The sequence below is a fragment of the Streptomyces sp. NPDC006925 genome (assembly GCF_042869575.1).
In the GTDB taxonomy this organism is placed as follows: domain Bacteria; phylum Actinomycetota; class Actinomycetes; order Streptomycetales; family Streptomycetaceae; genus Streptomyces.
Genome location: NZ_JBIAGB010000002.1, coordinates 1 through 22001, shown reverse-complemented (window position 1 = coordinate 22001; position 22001 = coordinate 1). Strand labels below are relative to the sequence as shown.

General features: G+C 72.4%; 24 protein-coding genes. 13 read left to right on the top strand and 11 right to left on the bottom strand.

All coding sequences use genetic code 11. The annotated features are described in order from the left end of the window. The first annotated feature begins 132 nt into the window (after nucleotides 1-132). Nucleotides 133-525, top strand: coding sequence for a VOC family protein (locus ACFYNS_RS02770; protein WP_360294747.1), 393 nt, complete (start codon nucleotides 133-135; stop codon nucleotides 523-525). Here ACFYNS_RS02770 and ACFYNS_RS02765 read toward each other — a convergent pair. Both ACFYNS_RS02765 and ACFYNS_RS02760 read right to left on the bottom strand, forming a co-directional pair. After that, entirely contained in the window at nucleotides 465-1247 is a 783-nt protein-coding gene (locus ACFYNS_RS02765) for a helix-turn-helix domain-containing protein (protein ID WP_388600334.1), read from the bottom strand. The two genes, ACFYNS_RS02770 and ACFYNS_RS02765, sit on opposite strands and share 61 nt — an antisense overlap. Before the next feature lie 98 nt (nucleotides 1248-1345). After that, entirely contained in the window at nucleotides 1346-2380 is a 1035-nt protein-coding gene (locus ACFYNS_RS02760; protein WP_388600332.1) for an AraC family transcriptional regulator, read from the bottom strand. Between the two features lie 327 nt (nucleotides 2381-2707). Here ACFYNS_RS02760 and ACFYNS_RS02755 point away from each other — a divergent pair, with 327 nt between their 5' ends. Further along, entirely contained in the window at nucleotides 2708-3031 is a 324-nt protein-coding gene (locus ACFYNS_RS02755) for a cupin (protein ID WP_388600330.1), read from the top strand. An 18-nt stretch (nucleotides 3032-3049) separates the two neighbouring features. Here ACFYNS_RS02755 and aroQ read toward each other — a convergent pair whose 3' ends face one another. After that, the gene (gene aroQ, locus ACFYNS_RS02750; protein ID WP_360294735.1) at nucleotides 3050-3556 is read right to left on the bottom strand and encodes a type II 3-dehydroquinate dehydratase; all 507 of its coding nucleotides are present in this window, start codon (nucleotides 3554-3556) and stop codon (nucleotides 3050-3052) included. A gap of 175 nt (nucleotides 3557-3731) precedes the next feature. Here aroQ and ACFYNS_RS02745 point away from each other — a divergent pair, with 175 nt between their 5' ends. Beyond that, nucleotides 3732-4652: an oxidoreductase gene (locus ACFYNS_RS02745; RefSeq protein WP_388600328.1), complete on the top strand. Its 921-nt coding sequence runs from the start codon at nucleotides 3732-3734 to the stop codon at nucleotides 4650-4652. Further along, on the top strand, nucleotides 4649-5407 hold the full coding sequence (locus ACFYNS_RS02740; RefSeq protein WP_360294729.1) for a response regulator: 759 nt from the start codon (nucleotides 4649-4651) through the stop codon (nucleotides 5405-5407). Before ACFYNS_RS02745 ends, ACFYNS_RS02740 begins: the two co-directional genes overlap by 4 nt. 33 nt (nucleotides 5408-5440) lie before the next feature. Here the strand turns inward: ACFYNS_RS02740 and ACFYNS_RS02735 are convergent, their stop codons facing one another. Further along, entirely contained in the window at nucleotides 5441-5893 is a 453-nt protein-coding gene (locus ACFYNS_RS02735; protein WP_360294726.1) for a hypothetical protein, read from the bottom strand. Nucleotides 5894-6359: 466 nt separating this feature from the next. Next, the gene (gene ppdK / locus ACFYNS_RS02730) at nucleotides 6360-9137 is read right to left on the bottom strand and encodes a pyruvate, phosphate dikinase (RefSeq protein ID WP_360294723.1); all 2778 of its coding nucleotides are present in this window, start codon (nucleotides 9135-9137) and stop codon (nucleotides 6360-6362) included. Between the two features lie 401 nt (nucleotides 9138-9538). Here ppdK and ACFYNS_RS02725 point away from each other — a divergent pair, with 401 nt between their 5' ends. Continuing rightward, nucleotides 9539-10120, top strand: coding sequence for a gamma-glutamylcyclotransferase family protein (locus ACFYNS_RS02725; RefSeq protein WP_360294720.1), 582 nt, complete (start codon nucleotides 9539-9541; stop codon nucleotides 10118-10120). Nucleotides 10121-10169: 49 nt separating this feature from the next. On the opposite strand, the gene dusB is transcribed toward ACFYNS_RS02725, so the two are convergent. Further along, nucleotides 10170-11318: a tRNA dihydrouridine synthase DusB gene (gene dusB, locus ACFYNS_RS02720; protein WP_388600323.1), complete on the bottom strand. Its 1149-nt coding sequence runs from the start codon at nucleotides 11316-11318 to the stop codon at nucleotides 10170-10172. A 113-nt stretch (nucleotides 11319-11431) separates the two neighbouring features. Continuing rightward, nucleotides 11432-12370: a helix-turn-helix transcriptional regulator gene (locus ACFYNS_RS02715; RefSeq protein ID WP_388600320.1), complete on the bottom strand. Its 939-nt coding sequence runs from the start codon at nucleotides 12368-12370 to the stop codon at nucleotides 11432-11434. 101 nt (nucleotides 12371-12471) lie between these two features. Here ACFYNS_RS02715 and ACFYNS_RS02710 point away from each other — a divergent pair, with 101 nt between their 5' ends. Continuing rightward, nucleotides 12472-13989 (top strand): MFS transporter, encoded by a 1518-nt coding sequence (locus tag ACFYNS_RS02710; protein WP_388600318.1) that lies wholly within the window; start codon nucleotides 12472-12474, stop codon nucleotides 13987-13989. A 107-nt stretch (nucleotides 13990-14096) separates the two neighbouring features. Here the strand turns inward: ACFYNS_RS02710 and ACFYNS_RS02705 are convergent, their stop codons facing one another. After that, on the bottom strand, nucleotides 14097-14978 hold the full coding sequence (locus ACFYNS_RS02705) for an alpha/beta hydrolase (RefSeq protein WP_360294708.1): 882 nt from the start codon (nucleotides 14976-14978) through the stop codon (nucleotides 14097-14099). Nucleotides 14979-15201: 223 nt separating this feature from the next. On the opposite strand from ACFYNS_RS02705, the gene ACFYNS_RS02700 reads away from it, so the two are divergent. Next, complete coding sequence (locus ACFYNS_RS02700; RefSeq protein ID WP_360294705.1) at nucleotides 15202-15843, top strand: acyltransferase; 642 nt, start codon at nucleotides 15202-15204, stop codon at nucleotides 15841-15843. A 102-nt stretch (nucleotides 15844-15945) separates the two neighbouring features. On the opposite strand, the gene ACFYNS_RS02695 is transcribed toward ACFYNS_RS02700, so the two are convergent. Next, the gene (locus ACFYNS_RS02695; protein WP_360294702.1) at nucleotides 15946-16356 is read right to left on the bottom strand and encodes an ATP-binding protein; all 411 of its coding nucleotides are present in this window, start codon (nucleotides 16354-16356) and stop codon (nucleotides 15946-15948) included. Nucleotides 16357-16562: 206 nt separating this feature from the next. On the opposite strand from ACFYNS_RS02695, the gene ACFYNS_RS02690 reads away from it, so the two are divergent. The 3 genes from ACFYNS_RS02690 to ACFYNS_RS02680 all read left to right on the top strand — a co-directional run bounded on the left by ACFYNS_RS02690 (nucleotide 16563) and on the right by ACFYNS_RS02680 (nucleotide 18293). Further along, on the top strand, nucleotides 16563-17435 hold the full coding sequence (locus tag ACFYNS_RS02690; RefSeq protein ID WP_388600315.1) for a helix-turn-helix domain-containing protein: 873 nt from the start codon (nucleotides 16563-16565) through the stop codon (nucleotides 17433-17435). Further along, the gene (locus ACFYNS_RS02685; protein WP_360294696.1) at nucleotides 17432-17641 is read left to right on the top strand and encodes a DUF397 domain-containing protein; all 210 of its coding nucleotides are present in this window, start codon (nucleotides 17432-17434) and stop codon (nucleotides 17639-17641) included. The genes ACFYNS_RS02690 and ACFYNS_RS02685 overlap by 4 nt, the downstream gene beginning before the upstream one ends. 106 nt (nucleotides 17642-17747) lie before the next feature. Then, nucleotides 17748-18293 (top strand): hypothetical protein, encoded by a 546-nt coding sequence (locus tag ACFYNS_RS02680; RefSeq protein WP_360294693.1) that lies wholly within the window; start codon nucleotides 17748-17750, stop codon nucleotides 18291-18293. 21 nt (nucleotides 18294-18314) lie between these two features. Here ACFYNS_RS02680 and ACFYNS_RS02675 read toward each other — a convergent pair whose 3' ends face one another. Together ACFYNS_RS02675 and ACFYNS_RS02670 are read right to left on the bottom strand one after the other, a co-directional pair. Further along, the gene (locus ACFYNS_RS02675) at nucleotides 18315-18665 is read right to left on the bottom strand and encodes a hypothetical protein (protein ID WP_360294690.1); all 351 of its coding nucleotides are present in this window, start codon (nucleotides 18663-18665) and stop codon (nucleotides 18315-18317) included. Between the two features lie 170 nt (nucleotides 18666-18835). After that, on the bottom strand, nucleotides 18836-19936 hold the full coding sequence (locus ACFYNS_RS02670; protein WP_388600312.1) for an NADH:flavin oxidoreductase/NADH oxidase: 1101 nt from the start codon (nucleotides 19934-19936) through the stop codon (nucleotides 18836-18838). 108 nt (nucleotides 19937-20044) lie between these two features. On the opposite strand from ACFYNS_RS02670, the gene ACFYNS_RS02665 reads away from it, so the two are divergent. The 3 genes from ACFYNS_RS02665 (at nucleotide 20045) to ACFYNS_RS02655 (ending at nucleotide 21890) form a co-directional block, all read left to right on the top strand. Further along, the gene (locus tag ACFYNS_RS02665; RefSeq protein WP_388600309.1) at nucleotides 20045-20383 is read left to right on the top strand and encodes an ArsR/SmtB family transcription factor; all 339 of its coding nucleotides are present in this window, start codon (nucleotides 20045-20047) and stop codon (nucleotides 20381-20383) included. Between the two features lie 101 nt (nucleotides 20384-20484). After that, nucleotides 20485-21123 carry a Uma2 family endonuclease gene (locus tag ACFYNS_RS02660; RefSeq protein ID WP_360294681.1) on the top strand — a complete coding sequence of 213 codons (639 nt, stop codon included), beginning with the start codon at nucleotides 20485-20487 and terminating at the stop codon, nucleotides 21121-21123. Nucleotides 21124-21152: 29 nt separating this feature from the next. Beyond that, nucleotides 21153-21890 (top strand): SAM-dependent methyltransferase, encoded by a 738-nt coding sequence (locus ACFYNS_RS02655; RefSeq protein ID WP_388600306.1) that lies wholly within the window; start codon nucleotides 21153-21155, stop codon nucleotides 21888-21890. Nucleotides 21891-22001: the final 111 nt, after the last annotated feature.

Genomic DNA, 22001 nt, shown 5'->3' with positions numbered 1-22001 from the left:
CCGCGCGCGACCGCACCCGGTGCCGTAGCGGCCGGGGCGGACAGCGGAGGCGTCCCGGCGCGTGCGGACTCCGGAGGCGACGAGGGCCGAAACGTTCAAGACAGCCGGGACGCGGCGCTCTAGCGTGGCCGTATGACACCGCGCTTCGACCTCATCGGCATCGTCACTTCCGACATGGCCGCCTCGCTCGCCTTCTACCGGCGGCTGGGTCTCGACATTCCCGCGGACGCGGACGGACAGCCGCACGTGGAGCACGTCGGGCCGGGCGGCGTGCGACTCGCCTGGGACACCGAGGAGGTCGTCCGCTCCTTCGACCCGGGGTGGACGGCTCCGTCGGGCAGCGGCCGGATCGGGCTCGCTTTCCTGTGCGACTCACCCGCCGAGGTCGACCGGCTGTACGGCGAGCTGACCGGCGCGGGCTACGCGGGCCATCACGCCCCGTGGGATGCCGTCTGGGGGCAGCGCTACGCCGTCGTCCTGGACCCGGACGGCAACGGCGTCGACCTGTTCGCGCCGAACGACTGACCGGCCCGGCGGCCGGCTCCGGGCACCAGTGCGGTCAGCGGAGCGCCCGCCAGGGCGTGGACCTCGCGGGAGAGGTGCGCCTGATCGGCGTACCCGGCCCGCTGCGCCGCCCCGGCGAAGGGGGTGCCCGACCGGGCCAGGTGCAGCGCCCGCTGCATCCGCAGCACCCGGGCCAGGGTCTTGGGCCCGTACCCGAACGCGGCGCGGCACCGGCGGTGGAGCTGGCGTTCGCTCAGGCCCACGCCGCGGGCCGTCCGCGCCACCCCGGCCCCCTCGCGCAGCGCCGCGACGACGGCTTCCTCCTGCGCTGCGGCACGCCGGTCGGCGGCTGTGCGCTCCGGTACCGCCAGCCGCTCCGCCGCGGCCTCCTCCAGCGCCGCCAGCGGGTCGCGGGCACCGGCGACCCGCTCGGTCAGCTCCCGCACCCGGCCGGCGGGCCACAGGTCGGCCAACGGCGTGCGCCGGTCCCGCAGCTCCCAGGCCGGCGGGCCGAAGACCCGCGGGCCGGCGCCCGGCGGCAGCCGCAGGCCGTACGCCGGGAGTCCCGCGCGCTCGGTCGCCGGATGCGCGCGGGTGTCCGGGCCCGCGACGACCAGCTCGCCGTTCCACAGCAGCAGGTCCATGCAGCCGTCCGGCAGCACCCGCCCGGTGGTGCCCGGGGGCACGGCGGGACGGCTCCAGCACACCGCGCCCTCCAGCCGGGACGTCCGCTCCTCGTACATGGCCCCAGGATGCACCCGGCCACCGACAGCCCGGCCGCCGGGCGCACGGCAGTCGGGCGCACGGCAGTCGGGCGCCGGCAGCCGGGCGCGCCGGGGGCTCAGTCCGGGACGCTTTCCGCCAGGTACGCCGTGGGGCTGACGCCGCGCAGCCGCTTGAAGGCCGCGCTCAGCGCGAAGCCGTCCCCGTAGCCCACCCGGCGGGCGACGGCGCCCAGCGTCGCGCCCTGCTCCCGCAGCAGCCGGGCCGCCAGATCGATGCGCCACTGCGCGAGGTAGGACATGGGCGGCTCGCCGACCAGTTCGGAGAAGCGGCGGGCGAGACTCGCGCGGGACACCCCGGCTCCGGCCGCGAGCGCCGCCACGGTCCAGGCGTGCCCGGGCTGTTCGTGCAGCAGCCGCAGCGCCACCCCCACCACCGGGTCGCTCTGGGCGCGGTACCAGGCGGGCGCGTCCGCCTCGGGCCGCGCGAACCAGGCGCGCAGCACGGAGACCAGCAGCAGGTCCAACAGCCGGTCGAGGACCATCTGCTGTCCCGGTGCGTCCTTGCCGACCTCCGCGGCGACCAGCCGCATCAGGTCCGCGTCCCACTCGGCCGCGTCCAGCACCAGCACCGGCGGCAGCGCGTCCAGCAGCCGGGCGCTGAGGTCGCCGTGCAACTGGTAGCTGCCGCTCAGCAGGACGGCGGGATCGGCAAAGCTGCGGCCCCAGGTCCGCACCCCCAGCGCGAGCTCCTCGCACATGTCGGTCCCGTCCACAGTGGTGCAGCAGTCACCCGGCTGGATCAGCAGCCCCGGTTCGGTCTCCGGATCGTCGGCGAGCACATAGGGGGCCGGTCCGCGCAGCACCGCCACATCGCCGGGCGCCAGCCGCACCGGCTCCGGCGCCTGGGAGTGCCGGACCCAGCCGGTGCCGCGCAGCATGGACGCCAGCGACAGCGGCGCGCCGTCCTGCACCCGTACGCCCCATGGGGGTGCGAGCACCGCCCGGTGGAAGAGTCCGCCGCGCGCCCGGGCGCCGCCGAGCACGTCGGTCAGCGCCTCGGTCAGCCCGTCGGCACCCCCCGTCCGCCACGCCTCCGCGGCCCGGCCGGACCGCCCGCCCCGTTCGGCGCCCCGCGCCGCGACCGTTGTCACGGCAGCAGCCTAGACGCACGGACATGCGGCTGAGCCGCCGGCCGATGTCCCCGGGGGGCCCGGACGGCGTCGGCTTGCGGCACGACACCAGCGGAAGAGTGAGCACGCGGCGGAGCGGCAGCACGCCCAGGACCCGGTCCTCGTGCTGTGCGGCACCGGCAAGAACGGCGCCCCGGTCGTCGGACGACCGCGGACCCGCGGCTGCTCGTGCGCGTGGGCTCCGGCACCGGGCAGAGCCACCCTTCGACCGGGAGGACCCGCAGGCGAATCCGCCGCGCCCGCGGGTGGCCCGGTTGCGTCGCGTGCCGTGCGGGGCACGATGGACGCATGGATGATGTGACCGCCCTGGCAGCCGAGCACATGGCGCTGGCACGGAATGACCCGCACGGCCGCAGCGCGTACCTCTTCCTGCACGACGGGCCGCTGCGGCAGTCCGTCATCGCGCTGACGGAGGGGTCGTCGCTGGAGGAGCACAACACGCCGCCCGCGGCGAGCGTCCACGTCCTCCAGGGCAGCATCCGGCTCACCGAGGGCAGCGCCGACCAGGACGTCGCCGCCGGGCAGATCCAGCGGGTTCCGCACCTGCGGCACGGTGTGCTCGCACTGGAGGACACCGTGTTCGTCCTGACGGCGGTGACGGGTACCGACTGACGGGCCCGCGGGCAGCGCTCAGGCGCCGTCGGCGGCGCCCCACTCCGCGATGCGGTGCAGTACGGAGCGCAGCGCCAGCTCGTAGCCGAAGACGCCGTGCCCGGAGACCATGCCCTGGCACACCGGCGCGGTGACCGAGGTGTGCCGGAAGGCTTCGCGGGCGTGCACGTTGGAGATGTGCACCTCGACGCAGGGGATGCCGAGCGAGGCCACCACCTCGACGGCGTCCCGCAGCGCGTAGCTGTAGTGCGCGTAGGCGCCGGGGTTGAAGACGATGCCGCTGTCGCCGCCCCGGGTGGCGTGGATCAGGTCGATCAGCGCTCCCTCGCTGTTGCTCTGCGCGCAGCGCACCTCGGCACCCAGTTCGGCGCCGAGCGCCGTGACCCGCTCCTCGACGTCCCGCAGCGTGGTGCTGCCGTAGGTCGCCCGGTCGCGTTCGCCGAGCAGGTTGAGGTTGGGGCCGTGCAGGAGCAGCACGCGCGGCCTCGCGGAGGGGGACCCGGCTGCGGGGGAGTTCGCGTTCATGGGGGCAGCCTAGAGCCCGGCGGCCGCGGCTCGCCCCGGTCGCCGGACCGGATGCGGCCGCAGCGGGGCACGCGGTGCGGCACCGGTCGTGGCGCGGCTGACCTCGACCGCCCCGGGGCCTGCCGCTAGCCTCCACAGGAGAGAGTCGCTGAACGAGCGAGGAGCAGGGCGGGCGATGGGCTGGACAGCGCGGAACATTCCGGACCAGAGCGGCCGTACGGCGGTCGTGACCGGTGCCAACAGCGGGCTCGGCTTCGTGACGGCGCGGGAGCTGGCACGGCGCGGAGCGCGGGTGGTGCTCGCCTGCCGGGACGAGGAGCGGGGCGGCCGGGCCCGGGACGCGCTCGTGCAGGAGCTGCCCGAGGCAGGGCCGCGCACCGAGCTGCGTCGGCTCGATCTGGGCGACCTGGCGTCGGTGCGGGCCTTCGCCAAGGAGTTGCCGGACGAGCGAGTGGATCTCCTCGTCAACAACGCGGGAGTGATGGCGCTGCCCTACGGCCGGACGGCGGACGGCTTCGAGCGGCAGTTCGGCGTCAACCACCTGGGCCACTTCGCCCTCACCGGACTGCTGCTGGAGCGGCTGCTGGCGGCCCCGGCACCCCGCGTCGTGACGCTGTCCAGCGGGCTGCACGTACTGGCCAACATCGACATCGCGGACCTCAACAGCGAGCACTCCTACCGGCGCTGGATCGCCTACGGCCGGTCCAAGACGGCCAATCTGCTCTTCACCCACGAGCTGGCCCGGCAGCTTGCGGACACCCCGCTGGTCGCCGCCGCCGCGCACCCCGGCTACGCGGCCACCAACCTGCAGACCGCCGGAGCCCGTATGGAGGGCCGGAAGACCGCCGAACGGGTGATGGCGCTGGGCACCCGCGTCGTGGGGCAGTCCGCCGACGCGGGCGCGCTGCCGACGCTGTACGCGGCGACCGCTCCCGGGGTGGCGCCGGACTCCTACACCGGGCCGAGGCTGCTGGGCTGGCGCGGTGCTCCGGCGCCGTCCTGGCGGGCGCCCTGGACCCTCAGCGACGTGGCGGCCGAGCGGCTGTGGGCGGCCTCCGAGCAGTTGACGGGGGTCACCTACGGGGTTCCCTCGTGATCCGGGCGGTCGTGGTCGACGACGACTTCATGGTGGCCCGGCTGCACAGCACCCTGGTCTCCCGGGTGCCCGGGTTCGAGGTCGCCGCGGTGGCGCACAGTGGTGCGGAGGCGCTCACCGCGGTGCGCGAGACCGCACCGGACCTGGTGCTGCTGGACCTGTACCTGCCCGACGTCAGCGGGCTGGAGGTGCTGCAGCAGTTGCGCGGCGACGGCGCGCCGGGCGGCGGCCCGGACGTGCTGGTGATCACGGCGGCGCGGGACGCGGCGAGCGTGCGGGCCGCACGGCACGGCGGGGCCGTGCAGTACGTCGTCAAGCCGTTCGAAGGGCAGCTGCTGAGCGAGCGACTGGAGCGGTACGCGCGGGAGCGGCAGGACCTGGAATCGCTGACGGCCCCCGGCCAGGAGGAGCTGGACCGGGTCTTCGGGCTTTCGGGCGGCGGTGCGACCGCGGCACTCCCGGGAGCCGCGGCGGCGCGCGTGACCGCGCAGGTACCCGACGGCGCCGGCGTGGCACTCCGGACACAACCGTTGCCCAAGGGGCTGACCGAGCAGACCGCGGCCCTGGTCCGCGCGGCCCTCCGGGCGGGTCCGCGGGCGACGGGTGTGTCGGCTTCGGAGTGCGCCGAGCACAGCGGTCTGTCCCGGGTGAGCGCCCGCCGCTACCTGGAGCACTTCGTGGCGATCGGGGCCGCGCGGGTCACCCTGCGGTACGGCACCACGGGCCGCCCCGAACGCCGCTACCACTGGATGTGAGGTGCGGCCGGGCGGCCCGTTCGCCGTCGCGGGTCAGACCTCGGTGAAGCACATGGTGTGGTCGCCGCCGCGGTTGCTGGAGTACTGGATGCCGTAGTCGTACTGCGCCGGGCATTCCTTGTCCGGTCCGAAGAGCCGCTCTCCCGTCTTGTACTCGGCCTCCGGGGAGCCGCAGTCGACGATGGTGGGCAGCGGGTCGTCGTCGGTGCCCTCGATCTTCACGCAGTCGCCCTGCTGCGGGTCGTGCGTCTTCTGCTCCTCGATCCGCGCGGACTCCGACGCTTCCGCCTTGGCCTTCCCGCCGTTGGGATCGGTGTTGTAGTCGTACACGTACCAGCCGACCCCGCCGAACACCGCCAGGACGAGGACGGCGGCGATCAGACCGCGCAGCGGGCTCGCCTGCGGACGGCGCTGCGGGCCGCCGGGCGGTGGCGGAGGGCCCTGGGGCTGCTGGTACTGGTACTGGTACGGCGGTGGTGCGGACATGGGTGTGCCCCCGTTGAGGTGATGGCTTGACATGCGCTGACGCGCACATGACGGCATTACTGTAAGGGCACCCACGCGCGGCCGGGTGCCACCCCCGCCCTCGCCGAACAGCGATGTTTCCGCCCGGCGTTGCGTCGACGTCGGCTCCCGGCCCGAGCACCGCCGGACGGCGCGGCTCGGCCTGGACGAGCCGCGTTGGGACGCCGGGGGACGGGGTCGGGCCCGGACCCCGGCATCGGGCCCCCGGCCCCCGGCCCCCGGCCCCTGGCCCCTGGCCCCTGGCCCCGGCGGACGCAGCGCGATGGACCAAGGGCCGAAGACCGGGGGCCGAAGACCGGGGGCCGAAGACCGGGGGCCGAAGAAGAAGGAGGCGGCACCCCCGCACGGGTACCGCCTCCTGGGCCGGGTTCCCCGTCCGCGGTGAGGGTCGGTGCGGACGGGGAGCCCGGGAGTGGGATGGCTCGGGTTACGCGGTCGCGTGCTGCTGGGCCGCGGCCGCCCGGCCCGCCTCCAGGCGGGCCACCGGGATGCGGAACGGCGAGCAGGAGACGTAGTCGAGGCCCACCTCGTGGAAGAAGTGCACCGACTCGGGGTCGCCGCCGTGCTCACCGCAGACACCGAGCTTGAGGTCGGGCCGGGTGGCCCGGCCCGCCTCGGCGGCGCTGCGGACCAGGGAGCCCACGCCGTCCTTGTCGATGGTCTCGAACGGGGAGACGCCGAAGATGCCCTTCTCCAGGTAGGCCGTGAAGAAGCTGGCCTCGACGTCGTCGCGGCTGAACGCCCACACCGTCTGGGTCAGGTCGTTGGTGCCGAAGGAGAAGAAGTCGGCGCACTCGGCGAGCTGGTCGGCGGTGAGCGCGGCGCGCGGCAGCTCGATCATGGTGCCGAGGGTGAGCCCCAGCTCCACGTTGTGCCGCTGCTCGACCTCCGCGATGACCTGCTCGGCCTCCTCGCGGACGAGTTCCAGCTCCTGCACGGTGCCCACCAGGGGAATCATGATCTCGGCCCGCGGGTCGCCGCCGCCGGCCTTCCGTGCGGCGGCCGCTTCGGCGATGGCGCGGATCTGCATGGTGAACAGGCCGGGGATGACCAGACCGAGGCGGACGCCGCGCAGCCCCAGCATGGGGTTCTGTTCGTGCAGCCGGTGCACGGCCTGCAGCAGCCGCAGGTCGTTCTCGTTGGCGTCCTTGCGGGACTCGGCGAGCGCGACCCGGACCGACAGTTCGGTGATGTCGGGCAGGAACTCGTGCAGCGGCGGGTCCAGCAGCCGCACCGTCACCGGCAGTCCGTCCATCGACTCGAACAGCTCGACGAAGTCGCCCTGCTGGAGCGGGAGCAGCGCGCCCAGCGCCCGCTCGCGCTCCTCCTCGGTGTCGGCGAGGATGAGCCGCTCCACCAGCTCGCGCCGCTCCCCGAGGAACATGTGCTCGGTGCGGCACAGGCCGATCCCCTGGGCACCGAACCGGCGGGCACGCGCGGCGTCCTCGGCGTTGTCGGCGTTGGCCCGTACCCGCAGCCGGCGTACCCGGTCGGCGTACGCCATGATCCGGTGGACGGCCTGGACCAGCTCGTCGGCCTCGTCGGCCCCCGCGTGCGTGCGGCCCTCGAAGTACTCCACGACCGGCGAGGGGACGACCGGCACCTCACCGGCGTAGACCTTGCCGGTGGAGCCGTCGATGGAGACGACGTCGCCCTCCTCGATGATCCGCCCGTCCTGGCTCTTGAGGCAGCGCCGCTTGGTGTCGACCTCCAGCTCCTCGGCGCCGCACACGCAGGTCTTGCCCATTCCGCGGGCGACCACGGCCGCGTGCGAGGTCTTGCCGCCGCGCGAGGTGAGGATGCCCTCGGCGGCGAGCATCCCGTCCAGGTCGTCGGGGTTGGTCTCGCGGCGGATGAGGATGACCTTCTCGCCCGAGCGCGACCACTTGATGGCGGTGTAGGAGTCGAAGACCGCCTTGCCGACGGCGGCGCCCGGCGACGCGGCGATGCCCCAGCCGATCTGGTCGGCGTCCTTGACCCCGCCGTTGCTGTCGAAGCGGGGGAACATCAGCTGCGCGAGCTGGGTCCCGTTGACCCGCTGCAGCGCCTCGGCCTCGTCGATCAGGCCCTGGTCGACGAGCTGGGTGGCGATGCGGAAGGCGGCCGCCGCGGTGCGCTTGCCGACGCGGGTCTGCAGCATCCACAGCTTGCCGCGCTCGATGGTGAACTCGATGTCGCACAGATCCCGGTAGTGGTTCTCCAGGGTCTCCATGATCTGCATGAGCTGGTCGTAGGACGCCTTGTCGAGCTGTTCGAGGTCGGCGAGCGGCACGGTGTTGCGGATACCGGCGACGACGTCCTCGCCCTGGGCGTTCTGCAGGTAGTCGCCGTAGACGCCCTGCTGGCCGCTGGCCGGGTCGCGGGTGAAGGCGACGCCGGTGCCGGAGTCGGGGCCGAGGTTGCCGAAGACCATCGAGCAGATGTTGACGGCCGTTCCCAGGTCGTGCGGGATGCGCTCCTGGCGGCGGTAGAGGCGGGCGCGGGCGCCGTTCCACGAGTCGAAGACCGCGCGGACGGCCAGGTCCATCTGCTCACGGGGGTCCTGCGGGAAGTCGCGGCCGGTCTCCTCGGAGACGATGGCCTTGAACTTCTGGACCAGTTCCTTGAGGTCGTCCGCGGTCAGGTCCACATCGGTCACAGCGGCGCGTGCGCTCTTGACCTCGTCCAGGGTCTCGGAGAAGCGCTCACCGTCGATGCCGAGCACCGTGTCGCCGAACATCTGGATGAGGCGGCGGTAGGAGTCCCAGGCGAAGCGCTCGTCGCCGGACTGGGCCACGAGACCGTGCACGGACTCGTCGGAGAGCCCGATGTTGAGGACGGTGTCCATCATCCCGGGCATGGAGAACTTGGCGCCGGAGCGCACGGAGACCAGCAGCGGGTCGTCGGCCTGGCCGAGCTTCTTGGCCATGCGCTCCTCAAGCGCGGCCAGATGCCCGCTCACCTCGTCCCGGAGGGCCGCGGGGGCCTCCCCGGACTCCAGGTACGCCTTGCAGGCTTCGGTGGTGATGGTGAAGCCCGGAGGGACGGGCAGACCGAGGTTGGTCATCTCGGCGAGGTTGGCTCCCTTCCCGCCGAGGAGGTCCTTGAGGTCCTTGTTGCCCTCACTGAAGTCATAGACGAACTTCCGCTGCTGCGACTGCTGCTGCGACGCGCCTACTGCGGACTCTGCGTTCGCGGACTCTGTGTTCTTCGCGTGAACCGGCACCGGACTCGGCTCCTCGTGGTCGGCTGCCCTGACGGCGGGGAGCGTACCCAGATCGAAGGCTTACGAGTACGTCCAACAGCACGTCACACGGCTGTAACCACCCGTGTGCCGAGAGATCGAAAGTGGATGGCCGTATCAGCTAATTGGTCATACCATTCAAAACTCGAATTGATGACTACTTTGCGCTGATCGAACCAGCGGATTCACCGACGCGGAGTAGGGATTGCTTACAACTCAGGAACCAAGGGTCGGTAAAACCGCAATCTGCTCCTTGGAGATGTACAGCTCACATTTGAGCGCTCATCTGAGCGCACCCCTGATCAAGGTGGCGCGAATCACGCGGCTGAACGGGTGAACGTCTCACCATCCGGACGAGGTGTGGCCCGCAGTAGATTGCCGTGGTGACCGATCCGAACACCGCTGAGAATCCGGCCGCCCGGCACGCCCGTCTCGCCCCTGTCGACACCGCGGCGGACACCCTGTTCGTCTACGGCACGCTGCGCTTCGACCGCATCCTGACCGCCCTGCTCGGCCGCGTCCCGCCCGGCACTCCGGCCACCGCGCCCGGCTGGCGCACCGCGGCACTCGCGGGCCGCCCCTATCCCGGTCTCGTCCCCTCCTCCGGGCACTCGGCCGCGGGGCTGCTGCTGACCGGACTGAGCAAGAACGAGTGGCGCGCGCTGGACGACTTCGAGGACGACGCGTACGAGCTGCGCCGCCTCGCCGCGGAACGGGGGCCCGCGGCAACGCGAGCGCCTGCCGCGGAACAGGGTCTTCCCGCGGAACCCGGCGGAGCAGCGGACAGCCTCCCCGTGCCCGGCCGGATCTGGACGTACGTCTGGGCGGCACCGGACCAGGTCGCCGCGGAGGACTGGTCGGCGGACGTCTTCGCAGCCCGGCAACTGGCGGGCTACGCGGACCGGCTGGAGGCCGTCGCGGCCGCGGCGGCGCGGCACCGGGGCGGGCGCCCCGACCGCGGCTGAACGCTGCCCGGGGCAGCCGCCGTGCCGGGTGGCCGGCCGCCGAAGGTGGTCAGCCGCCGGAGGTGGCCAGCTCGGCGTCCGCGCCGAGGCCGGTGTCGCACGCGTTCGGATCGTCCAGCCAGCCGTCCGGCAGGACGACCTTGTTGCGCGAGTGGGTCCGCCCGCGCGGACCGTCGGCGCCCTCCGGCCATTCCTGGGACAGGTCGAGCCCGTCCAGCAGGGAGCGCAGCTCGGCCAGCGAGGCCGCGACGGCGAGCTGCTTGCGCATCTCGGAGCCGACCGAGAAGCCCTTGGTGTACCAGGCGACGTGCTTGCGGAAGTCGATGACGCCCCGCGCCTCGTCCCCCAGCCACTCCCCCAGCAGCCCGGCGTGCCGCACCATGACGTCGGCGACCTCGCCCAGCGTCGGCCGGGCGCGGACCCCGGTGTCCGCGCCGCCGAGCGCGGCCACCAGGTCGGCGAACAGCCAGGGCCGCCCCAGGCAGCCGCGGCCGACCACGACGCCGTCGCAGCCGGTCCGGCGCATCATGCGCAGCGCGTCGTCGGCCGACCAGATGTCGCCGTTGCCCAGCACCGGGATCTCGGGGACGGCGTCCTTGAGGCGTGCGATGGCGTCCCAGTCGGCGGTCCCGCCGTAGTGCTGCGCCGCCGTACGGCCGTGCAGGGCGATGGCGGTGACGCCCTCCTGCGCCGCGATGCGCCCGGCGTCCAGGAAGGTCAGATGGTCGTCGTCGATGCCCTTGCGCATCTTCATCGTCACCGGCCGGCCGCCCGCGTTGTGCACCGCCTCGTGCAGGATGGCCCGCAGCAGCGGCCGCTTGTACGGCAGTGCGGAGCCGCCGCCCTTGCGGGTGACCTTCGGCACGGGGCAGCCGAAGTTGAGGTCGATGTGGTCGGCGAGGTCCTCGTCGGCGATCATGCGTACCGCCTTGCCGACGGTCACCGGGTCGACGCCGTAGAGCTGGATGGAGCGCGGCTTCTCGCTCGCGTCGAAGTGCACGAGCTGCATCGTCTTCTCGTTCCGCTCCACCAGCGCCCGCGTGGTGATCATCTCACTGACGAACAGGCCCCGGCCGCCGGAGAACTCCCGGCACAGCGTCCGGAACGGCGCGTTGGTGATCCCGGCCATCGGCGCCAGCACCACCGGCGGCTGGACAGCGTGCTCTCCGATGTGCAGCGGCTGGATCGACGGGCTCATACGGCAGGGGTTCCTCGGCTCGTTCGGCGTTGTTCGGCGTTGTCCGGCGTGGCGGACAGCTTCCCATTGTCCCCCATCCGGCGACGGACACCGCAGGTCGGTCTCCGTCCCGCTCACCGACCGCCGGCGACCAGGCCGAGCAGCCGCTCCACCCGCGCCTGGGTCTCCTCGTCCCGCGGCACATACGTCCCCAGGCGCGCGCCCTCGGCCGGGCCGAGCCACAGCCCGTGGTAGGTGAAGGAGACCATCCCGACCCGCGGGTTGCGGAAGCGCTTGGTGTGGTCCATGGCGCGGACCACCTCGTGCCGCTCCCACAGCGCGCGGAACTCCGCGGAGGTACGCATCCGCGCCAGCAGCGCCTTCCACGCGGGCTCCGCCAGATGCTCGGCCATCCGGGAGCGGAAGCGGGCCACCATCAGCCGGATCGCCTCCTCCCGGTCCGGCATCGCCGCGGCCCAGTCCGGATCGGTGAAGGCCAGCCACATGCAGTTGCGGTCCTCGGGCGGATGCGCGTCCAGATCACCCAGCAGACGGCCGTAGACCCGGTTGTAGGCCACGATGTCGTAGCGCGCGTTCTGCACACAGGCCGGAAAGGGTTCGAGCCGGTCGAGCACCTTGCGGATGCCCTCCGGCAGCACGGGCGTCTCGGCAGCGGGCGTCGGATCGGCAGTCCCGCCGAGCGCGAACAGATGAGCGCGCTCGCTGGAGTCGAGCATCAGCGCCCGGGCGAGCGCGTCCAGCACCTGCGCCGAGACCTGGATGGCACGGCCCTGCTCCAGCCACGTGTACCAGGTCACGCCCACGGTCGACAGATGCGCCACCTCCTCGCGACGCAGCCCCGGTGTCCGGCGGCGCGGCCCCCTGGGCAGCCCCACCCGCTCAGGCGGGATCCGCTCGCGCCTGCTGCGCAGGAACGCCGCGAGTTCCTTGCGGCGGACGCTGTCGGCGGGGGCGGGGGATTCCGGTGCGGGCGCCGCCGGTTCCGGTGCGGGCGATCCCGGTGCGGGGCCTGCCGATCCGAAGCGGGTCGCTCCGGGAGTGCTGACGCTCATGGCACCAGGATGGCGCACGCCGCATCCTGGTGCCGGGTAGTTCCGGTACCAGGATGAGGACCGCCTGGTACCAGGCCGGCAGGCGGTCGAGGCTCGTCCTCATGAGCCACGAGACCTCCACTGCCGCGCGGTCGGCCTCCCCCCGGACGCCGAGCCCGTCCGGCCGGACGCGGGACCCTTCGGACCGGAAACACGGCCCGTACCCGGCCCCCGTACCGCAGGCGCCGCAGGCCCCGGCAGCGCTGCACCCTTCCGGCCTGATCACGCTGCTGCTGGGCGCCGCACTCCCCATGATCGATTTCTTCGTCGTCAACGTCGCCTTCCCGAACATCGAGAGCGACCTCGGCGCCTCCCCGGCAGCGCTGGAGATGGTCGTCGCCGGATACGCTGTCGCCTATGCCTCGCTGCTGGTCCTGGGCGGCCGGCTGGGCGACGCACTCGGCCGGCGGCGGCTCTTCCTGTGGGGCGTCGCCGCCTTCGGAGCCACCTCGCTGGCCTGCGGATTCGCCCCCGGCGTGTGGTGGCTGACCGCCGCCAGGGCAGCACAGGGTGCCGCCTCGGCGATGATGTTCCCGCAGGTGCTCGCCACCATCCAGGCCACGAGCGAGGGACCGGCGCGATCCCGGGCCATCGGCCTGTTCGGCTCGGTCGGCGGGATCTCCGTCGTCACCGGGCAGGTGCTGGGCGGCGTGCTGGTCGCCGCCGACCTGGGCGGCACCGGCTGGCGGGCCATCTTTCTGATCAACGTCCCGGTGGTGCTGGTCATACTCGCCATAGGCGCCCGCACGGTGCCCGAGAGCCGCTCGGAGTCGCCCGCACGCGGAGACACCGCCGGAACAGTGCTGCTGGCCTGCGGGCTGATCGCCCTGCTGCTGCCCCTGACGGAAGGGCGCGCGGCAGGCTGGCCCTGGTGGTCCGTCGCCCTGCTGGGGGCGGCGGCCGTGCTGGCATATTCCTTCTTCGCCGTCGAACGCCGGGAGGAGCGCGCGGGCCGCAGTCCCCTGCTGCCGCCCTCGCTGCTGCGGGAGCCCGGCGTCCGGCGCGGACTACTCATCGGCGCCCCCGTCTTCCTCGGCTTCAGCAGTTTCATGTTCGAGAGCGCACTGCTGCTGCAGCAGGGGCTGCGGTACGGCGCGCTCAAGGCGGGGCTCACCCTGGTGCCGATGGGCCTTGCGCAGTTCACCGCCTCCGTGCGGGCCCCACGGCTGACCGAACGGTTCGGCGCGGGACGAGTGCTGGTGCTGAGCGCCGTCGCCCAGGGCGCGGGCCTGGGAGCGCTGCTGCTGGCACTGTTCGCGCAGTGGCCCGGACTGCCGCCGGTGGCGCTGGCGCCCGCCCTGCTGCTGTGCGGACTGGGCCAGGGACTCCAGTTGCCCACGTACTACCGCATCCTGCTCTCCGGCGTTCCCGCCGCCAGAGCCGGCGCGGGCAGCGGCCTGGCCGCCACCGCCCAGCAGTCCGGCCTCGCCCTCGGCGTCGCCACCCTCGGCTCCCTCTTCCTCGCTCTGACGCCGCAGTACGGCATGCGCGAAGCCCTGGCAGCCGTCCTGGCCCTCCAGGCGTGCGGACTGCTGGCCCTGGTGGTGATGGGAGTGCGGATGCCCCGCACGGTGGGCTGAGGGCCGAAGCCCGGGAAGCGGAGCCGCCGGTGGGCGTCTTCTCAGCCGTCCTGGCCAATGGGGGCGACGCCCCGCAGCCGGTTCCCGGCATGGACCGCATCCGCGCCTCAACCGGTGTGGGACGCCACGGCATCGATGAGCTGGGGCCAGAGTTCACGCGGGCGGTCGTGGCCCATGTCGGGGACCAGCCGGAGTTCGGCACCGGGCACCAGCTCCGCAGTGCGCTCGCCGCCACTGGGATCGATCAGCGTGTCGTCCAGGCCGTGGATCACCAGCGTCGGCACCCGCAGTTCGCGCAGGACGTCCGCGCGTGAACCGCTGAGGACCATCGCGCCGAGCTGTCGTCCGAGCCCCGCGGGGTAGTAGGCGCGGTCGTAGCTTGCGGCGGCCAGCTCACGCAACACGGCACCGTTGCCGTATCGCTTGGAGGCCCACACCAGTTCCTTCTCCGCCGCCGCGACGTATCCCTCGCGGTCCGCGGGCTTGGGACCGGAGACCACCGCCCGGGCCTGCGGGCTGGGCCGACCGTACTCACTCTCGCCGGTCGAGGACATCATCGACGTCAAGGTCAGCACCCGCTCCGGACGGGAGTGGGCCATCGTCTGGGCGATCATCCCTCCCATCGACGCGCCGACCACGTGGGCACGTTCGATACCGAGCTCGGTGAGCAAGCCGAGACCGTCGTCGGCCATGTCGACCAGCCGGTAGGGAGCCATCGCGAGGGCGGCGGGCATGTCACCCGAGCTGACGGCTGCCATGAACTCACCCACGTCCACGGGGTGATCGTCGAACTTGGTGGACAGCCCGCAATCGCGATTGTCGTACCGGATCACGTAACGGCCGCGGTCGGCCAGCGCCCGGCAGAAGTCCTCGTGCCAGCCCAGCAGCTGCGCGCCGAAACCCATCACCAGCAGGACCGGAGGGTCTCCGGGATCGCCGAAGCTCTCGTACGCGATGGACACCTCGGGGGACACGGCAACGATCGGCATACCCGGAGCCTGTCACAGCCGCCCAACCAGCGCAGCCAGAATTTCGGCGGGTGACCTGCGCATACTCCTCTGGTTTCGCCCTCGATCCGTCGGACAGGGCCTGGTGCCGTACCGGTCGGCGTTCGCCCTGTGGTGCCTCGGATCGCGGATGGCACAGGACTCGGCGACCGCGACGTCGGAAACCCGCCAGCACGCTCACGGTCGGCCGGGCGAGCATCCGCTCATGAGCGCTGAAACGCAGGGAATCCGCATCCGGCACCGCGGGTACGAGCCGCAGGTCCATCCCACCGCCTACGTCGCCCCGACGGCCACGCTCGTCGGCGATGTCCGCGTGGGGCCGAGGGCGCGGGTGATGTACGGCGCGGTGCTCGATGCCGAGGGGTCCCGGATCGAGATCGGGGAGGCGGCGGTGATCTGCGAGAACGCGGTGTTGCGCGGGTCTGCGGTCGCCGGCGATCAGCCGGTGCTTGTCGCCGACCACGTCTTCGTGGGGCCGCACGCCACCCTGCTGGGCTGCCAGGTCGGCAGATGCGGCTACGTGGCGACCGCGGCGACGGTCCTGCAGCGCGCACGGTTGGGGGCCGGCTCGGTCGTCGCCGTCGCCGCGCTCGTCCATGCGCGCACCGATGTGCCGGACGAGTACTTCGTGCCGCCGCACACCGTGGCGCTCGACGCGCCGGTGCGGCTGCTGTCACCCGGCGATCCGGACCTGGCCGAGGCCGTCAGACAGGTGGGCTTCGCGCAGGTGGCGTTCGGCGTCGACGCGGAGTGGACCGACCGCATCAGTCGGTACGAGAACATCGCGGAGGTGCGCGTCGACGAGTTCGGCACGCACGCGGACGATGAGATCCTGCATCGCGGCTAGCGCCGCATCAGCGGTCCTTGTACCTGTTCGACGGCACCGGCCACGCCGACGACCGGCGCCAACGCGCCGCCGTCGACAGGGCGGACGTTGCCCGACGCGACGCTAGTCCTCTCCCTCGCGGCGCACCGCGAGATGCACCCACACCGTTTTGCCCGCACCCGTGCGGGGACGTACGCCCCACGCCTGCGACAGGGCGTCGACCAGGAGTAATCCGCGGCCCGATGTCTCCTCCGGTGCGGGTTTGCGGAGTTCGGGCATCTCCCACCGGTAGGAGTCGGAGACCTCCAGGACGAGGACCCCGTCCCGGCGGCGGAGCACGAGCTCCAGCTGGTCACCGATCCCCTGTGCGGCATGGGTGACCGCGTTGGTCGTCAACTCGCTGACGACGAGTGCCGCTTCGTCGCAGAGGTGGCCGAGTTTCCACTCTCTGAGCACCAGCCGCACATGCTCCCGCGCCCTCGGTACGGACGCCTTGCTGAGACGGAACCTTGCGATGTTCGTACGCCCGGACATGGGGCCTCCCGCGGGCTGAGCAGGTCGATTCATTCACCCTTGGTGCGCACACGGGTGCGCTAAGTGAGGCTGCTCACGCTACGGACCCATGGAGATATTTGGCAAGTGATTCGATTGGCAAGTTTGCCAACTACGCTGCGTCTCAAACTCCTGTCCCACTCACCCGGTTGGTGTGCAGACTTGGAGCAGCACGAAGGGGAGGACACATGCCCTCGGACCGAAGGCCGACAGTGCGCGGCAGACGACTCGGCTCTGCGCTGCGGCGGTACAGGCTGGCCGCAAAGCTCGACCAGGAGCACGCAGCCAAAGCATTGGGCTGCTCGACGGCGAAGATGAGCCGTATCGAGTCGGGCGCCAACTGCGCCCGCGTGCCCGAGGTCCGCTATCTCCTGGACCTCTACGAGGTGAACGACGAGGCGACACGCTCGCAGCTCGAACGGCTGGCCCGGAGCGCCACCAAGCGCGGCTGGTGGGTCAACCAACCGGTTCCGGTCCCGGACAAGCTGGGCGACTATCTCGCGCTGGAATCCGACGCCACGTTCATCCGCACCTGGCAGACAACTCTGGTACCGGGCCTGTTGCAGACGGAGGAGTACACGAGAGCTCTGGCTGCTGCGAATCCCATGCCTCGGGAAGAAGCGGACGTCGAACACATCGTCGCGATCCGTCAGCAGCGACGGCAGCAGTTCCTCCGCTCCGGCGCCCGACTGGCTGCGGTCGTCTGGGAGCCCGCGCTCACATCCATGCCCGACCCGAAGACACACCGCGCCCAACTACTCGATCTGCTGTGGCTCGAACAGCAGCCGCTGATCAGCTTGCAGGTGCTGCCACTGGGCGAGTGGTCGGCAGCGACGAGTTCACCACCGTTCGTGATGCTGTCCTTCGACGGGGAGTGGGCTCCGTCCGCCGTCGCACAGGACACCCACCAGGAAAGCGTCGTCATGGAGGACGACGACTTGACAATGCCCTATGCGCACGCCTTCGACGCGCTGCGCTCCGCCGCCCTGACCACCGACCGGACCCGCGCTTTTCTTCAGAGGCTCGTCGCCGACCTTCCCGAGGCAGAGGAATCCGAGTGAACCGCAAGACCGTCGTCCACCCCTTCCGCACATCGTCGTACTCGGGCGGCGGCTCCGCCAACGAGTGCGTGGAGGTCGCCAGCACCGTCACCGGCGGGCGGGCGGTCCGCGACAGCAAGGACCCGGCGCGGGGGACGGCGTACTTCGGAGCCGAAGCCTGGCAGGCGTTCATCACAGCGCTGGGAAGCGGCCCGGAAGCCGGCTGAGCCCAGGACCAAGCATGGGTGCCCCCTACCGCGGTAGGGGGCACCCATACATATGTGGCTCCGTGGTAGCTCCCGCGCGGCGTATCCGGCGCCATAGCTTCCCGCCATGAACGCTTCCCGGAACGCCACAGCACCCTCCCTCTCCGCACCCTCCGCCTCGCGGCGGTTCGGACGGCGGCTGGGAGGGGCCGTCGCCCTCTTCCCGGTCGGGCTGTTCGCCCTCCTCGCGGGACTCGGCGGACAGAGCGGGTCCGCACGCAGGGCGCTGCGCGCGGACCCCGGAACGAGCAGCCCACGGGTACTGACACAGGCGCTGCTGACCGTGCTGCTCGGCGTCCTGGCACTGATCCTGGCCGGGGTGCTCGCCCTCGGCACCGCGCGCGGGCTGTTCTACGGCTTCGTGGACAGCGGCCCCTACGACGACTCCTGGGGCGGCCCCGGCAAAGCCGGGGCCTGGCTGGCGCACTTCGGGGTGAGCGTGCCGATCTGCGGAGCGGCGGTCGGGCTGCTGTACGGCCTCGGCGCGCTGCACCGGCGGATGACGGCCCCGCTGCGCGGCGAGCACCGGCCCGCGTGGGTACTGCCGACGGTGCTGCTGAGCTGCGCGGCTGCCGCCCTGTTCCTGGTCGCGTTCGTGCACCAGTTGGGCTGAGCCCCGCCCCCGCGGGTGTCCTCACTCCCCCTGGGACCAGGCGGCGACCGGGAGCGTGAGGTAGACGCCGAAGTCGTCGAGGCCGGTCGCCTCGGCGATGCTCTCGTGGAGCCGGTCCACGCGCTCCTGGCGGTCGGTGGCCCGGCTCTCGAACCACTTGGAGCGCACCTCGATCACGATGTCCAGGCCGCAGCGGTCGAGGGGGCCGAGCTGCCGGAAGCGGAGCTCCACGTCGCCGGGTTGCAGGTCGCCGTCATAGGGCTCCTCGGGGCACTCGACGGCCACGGAGACCAGGTGCGGCAGCACCGCGCCCAGTTCGCGGAGCGTCTGCTCGGGCACGTCCGGCGCACAGGTCACTTCGACGAGGGGCATCGCTCACTCCTGGCAGGCTGGACGGACGCCGGTCCCGGCGTCACAGCGCCAACAGTAGGCACGGCGGGAGCCGGTGACGGCATCGGCTCCCGCTGACCGCCACCGGCCCCCTGTCGACCACCGCCCCAGGCCTCCGATCCCTGGTCCCCGGTCCAGCCGAACGGGCCCGGCTACGCCCGGTGGTACTGGACCGGGCGGCGCGGCTCGACGTCCAGTTCCACCGCGGCCTCGTTCGCCCAGTACGGGCGGCGCAGCAGCTCGCGGCCGAGGAGGACCGCATCGGCCCGGCCGGAGGCGACGATCTGCTCCGCCTGCCGGGGCTCGGTGATCAGGCCGACGGCGGCGACGGGCAGGTCGGTCTCCTTGCGGACCCGCTCGGCGAACGGCACCTGGAAGCCGGGGAGGGCCTCGATGCGGGCGTCGGGCGCGTTGCCGCCGGTCGAGGCGTCGAGCAGGTCGACGCCGCGGGCGTGCAGTTCCTTCGCGAAGCGGACCGTGTCGTCGCCGGTCCAGCCCTCGCGGTCGTCCTCGGTGTTCTCGCTCAGCCAGTCGGTCGCGGAGATCCGGAAGAACAGCGGCAGTTCCTCGGGCCACACCGCGCGGACGGCTTCGACGACCTCCAGCGCGAACCGGGTCCGGCCCTCGAAGGAGCCGCCGTACTCGTCGGTGCGGTGGTTGGTGTAGGGCGAGAGGAACTCGTTGATCAGGTAGCCGTGCGCACCGTGGATCTCCACGACGCGGAATCCGGCCTCGTGGGCGCGGCGAGCGCTGTCCGCGAACTGCCGCACCAGCTCGGCTATCTGCTCCCGGGACAGTTCGTCGGGGGTGGTGTGCCCGTCGGTGAAGGGCACCGGGCTGGGGCCCAGCGGCTGCCAGCCGTGGTTCTCGCCGGGTGCCAGGGGTGCGCCGCGGTCGACCCAGGTGCGCTCGGTGGACGCCTTGCGGCCCGCGTGCGCGAGCTGGATGCCGGGGACGGTGCCCTGCTCGGACAGGAACCGGGTGAGGCGGGTGAACGCCTCCTGCTGTCGGTCGTTCCACAGGCCCAGGTCGTAGGGGCTGATCCGACCCTCGGGGGTGACGGCCGTGGCCTCGACCAGCACCAGCCCGACTCCCCCGGCGGCGCGCGCGCCCAGGTGCGCGAGGTGCCAGTCGTTGGGGGCGCCCTGGTCGGGGCCGTCCGGCGCGGCCGAGTACTGGCACATGGGCGCCATCCAGACGCGGTTGGGCACGGTCACCGACCGCAGGTCGAAGGGCTCGAACAGTGCGCTCACGGCGCTCTCCAATCGGGGTGGGAGCCGTTGCCGGCACAACGGCCTTAGTACGATACTCGCCGTACTACGACACCTGTCAAATTTCGATGGTTGCCGTAGTATGGACCTGTGCCGAACACGACCGCCGTACGCGAACTCCCGCATCCCGCGCCGGAGGAGATCCACCTGGAGACGGTGCTGCACGCGCTGTCCGACCCGATCAGGCTGCGCATCACCAGCGCACTGGGCGCCCACGGCGAAGGCGACGGGGACGGCGCCGCCTGCTCCCAGGTCGAGCTGCCGGTCTCCGCCTCGACCGCGACCCACCACTTCCGGGTACTGCGCGAGGCGGGCGTGATCAAGCAGTGCTACCGCGGCACCGCGAAGATCAGTTGCCTGCGCCGCGCCGACCTTGAGGCCCGCTTCCCGGGCCTGCTCGACGCGGTACTGCGCGCGGCAGCGAGCTGAAACCCACCCTTCCGAGGGTCCCGTCGAGGGATCCGCTCACATTGTCGGTCCATCCGGCTACGGTGCGTGGCAACTGGCTCACAGCACCTGAGGAGCGCATCATGACGGAGACGCTGGAACGACCGACGGCCAGGACGACACCCATGACGCCCATAGAGACCCCCGAGGGACCACCGCGCTACCAGGCGCTGTTCCGGACACTCTTGACCATGGAGGTGCCCGAGGGATACCGGGCGGAGATCATCGGGGGAAACATCGTCATGTCGCCGTGGTCGAAGGGGTACTACCTGCGCGTCATGCGTTCACTGCGGACGCAGATCGAGCCGCACCTGCCGACCGGACTGGTCGTGGACAGCTCCCCCTACCTCTTCGCCCTCCCCGGACAGGAGCGGGCATACGGTCCGGACGTCTTCGTGGCGGCCGAGCGGGCCTTCGACACCGAAGAGCGATGCATCGACGGTGAGTCCCTCACGCTCGTCGCCGAGTTGACCTCTGACTCGACGCGCCGTGTCGACTGGACCGACAAACTGCCGGTCTACGCCAAGGCGGGAATCCCCGTGTACCTCCTGCTCGACATGCAGGAGGACACTCTCTCCGTCTTCTCGACTCCGACCTCGCTGGGGTACGCGGAACGCAAGACCTACCGGTTCGGCGAAAAGGCATCGATGCCCCCACCGTTCGACTTCGAGCTGGAGACGGACGGGTTCGGCCAGGGACCGGCCCCGGAAAAGGAGAGCTGAGAGAACCTCCGCTCTGCCAGAGTTCCGGCATGGACCGACAGACGCGCTCTCTGCTCGCGCACGCCGACCACCCCGTCGCGGCGCCGCTCGAGGACTCCTCCGTGGACCGGCTGCTCTCCCGGGCGGTCGTCCGCGGCGACGAACACGTGATCGACCTCGGCTGCGGCGAAGGAGCGTGGCTGCTGCGCGTCCTGCGGGGGCATCCCGAGGTCACCGCTGAGGGAGTCGACCTCTCCGCGGAGGCGCTGCGGCGGGCCCGAAGCGGCGCCGAGGAGGCGGGGGTCGCGGAGCGGCTGGCGCTGCACCAGGAGGAGGCCGCGGCGTTCTCCGCCGGTCGGCCCGGCGACGTGGTGCTGAGCGTGGGCGCCGCGCACGCGTTCGGCGGGCTGCTGCCCGTGCTGGAGGGCGCGCGGCGGCTGCTGGCGCCCGGTGGCACGGTGCTGGTCGGGGACGCGTACTGGGAGCGGGAGCCGAGCCCGCGGGCGCGGGAGATCCTGGGCGCGTACGAGGACTTCGCGGGAACGGTCGAGAAGGTCACCGCGGAGGGCTGGACCCCGGTGTACGCGCACGTCTCGACCCGGCACGAGCTGGACGACTACGAGTGGAACTGGACCGGTTCCCTCTCCCGCTGGGCACTGGACCACCCCGGCCACCCGGACAGCGCGGAGGCCCTGCGCGCGGCGGCCGAACACCGGGAGGAGTGGCTGCGCGGGTACCGGGAGAGCTTCGGCTTCGTGTGCCTGCTGCTGCGCCGCACAGCCGGGTGAGACCCGGCGGGCGGCAGCGGGGGGGGGGGGGGGGGGGGGGGGGGGGGGGGGGGGGGGGGGGGGGGGGGGGGGGGGGGGGGGGGGGGGGGGGGGGGGGGGGGGGGGGGGGGG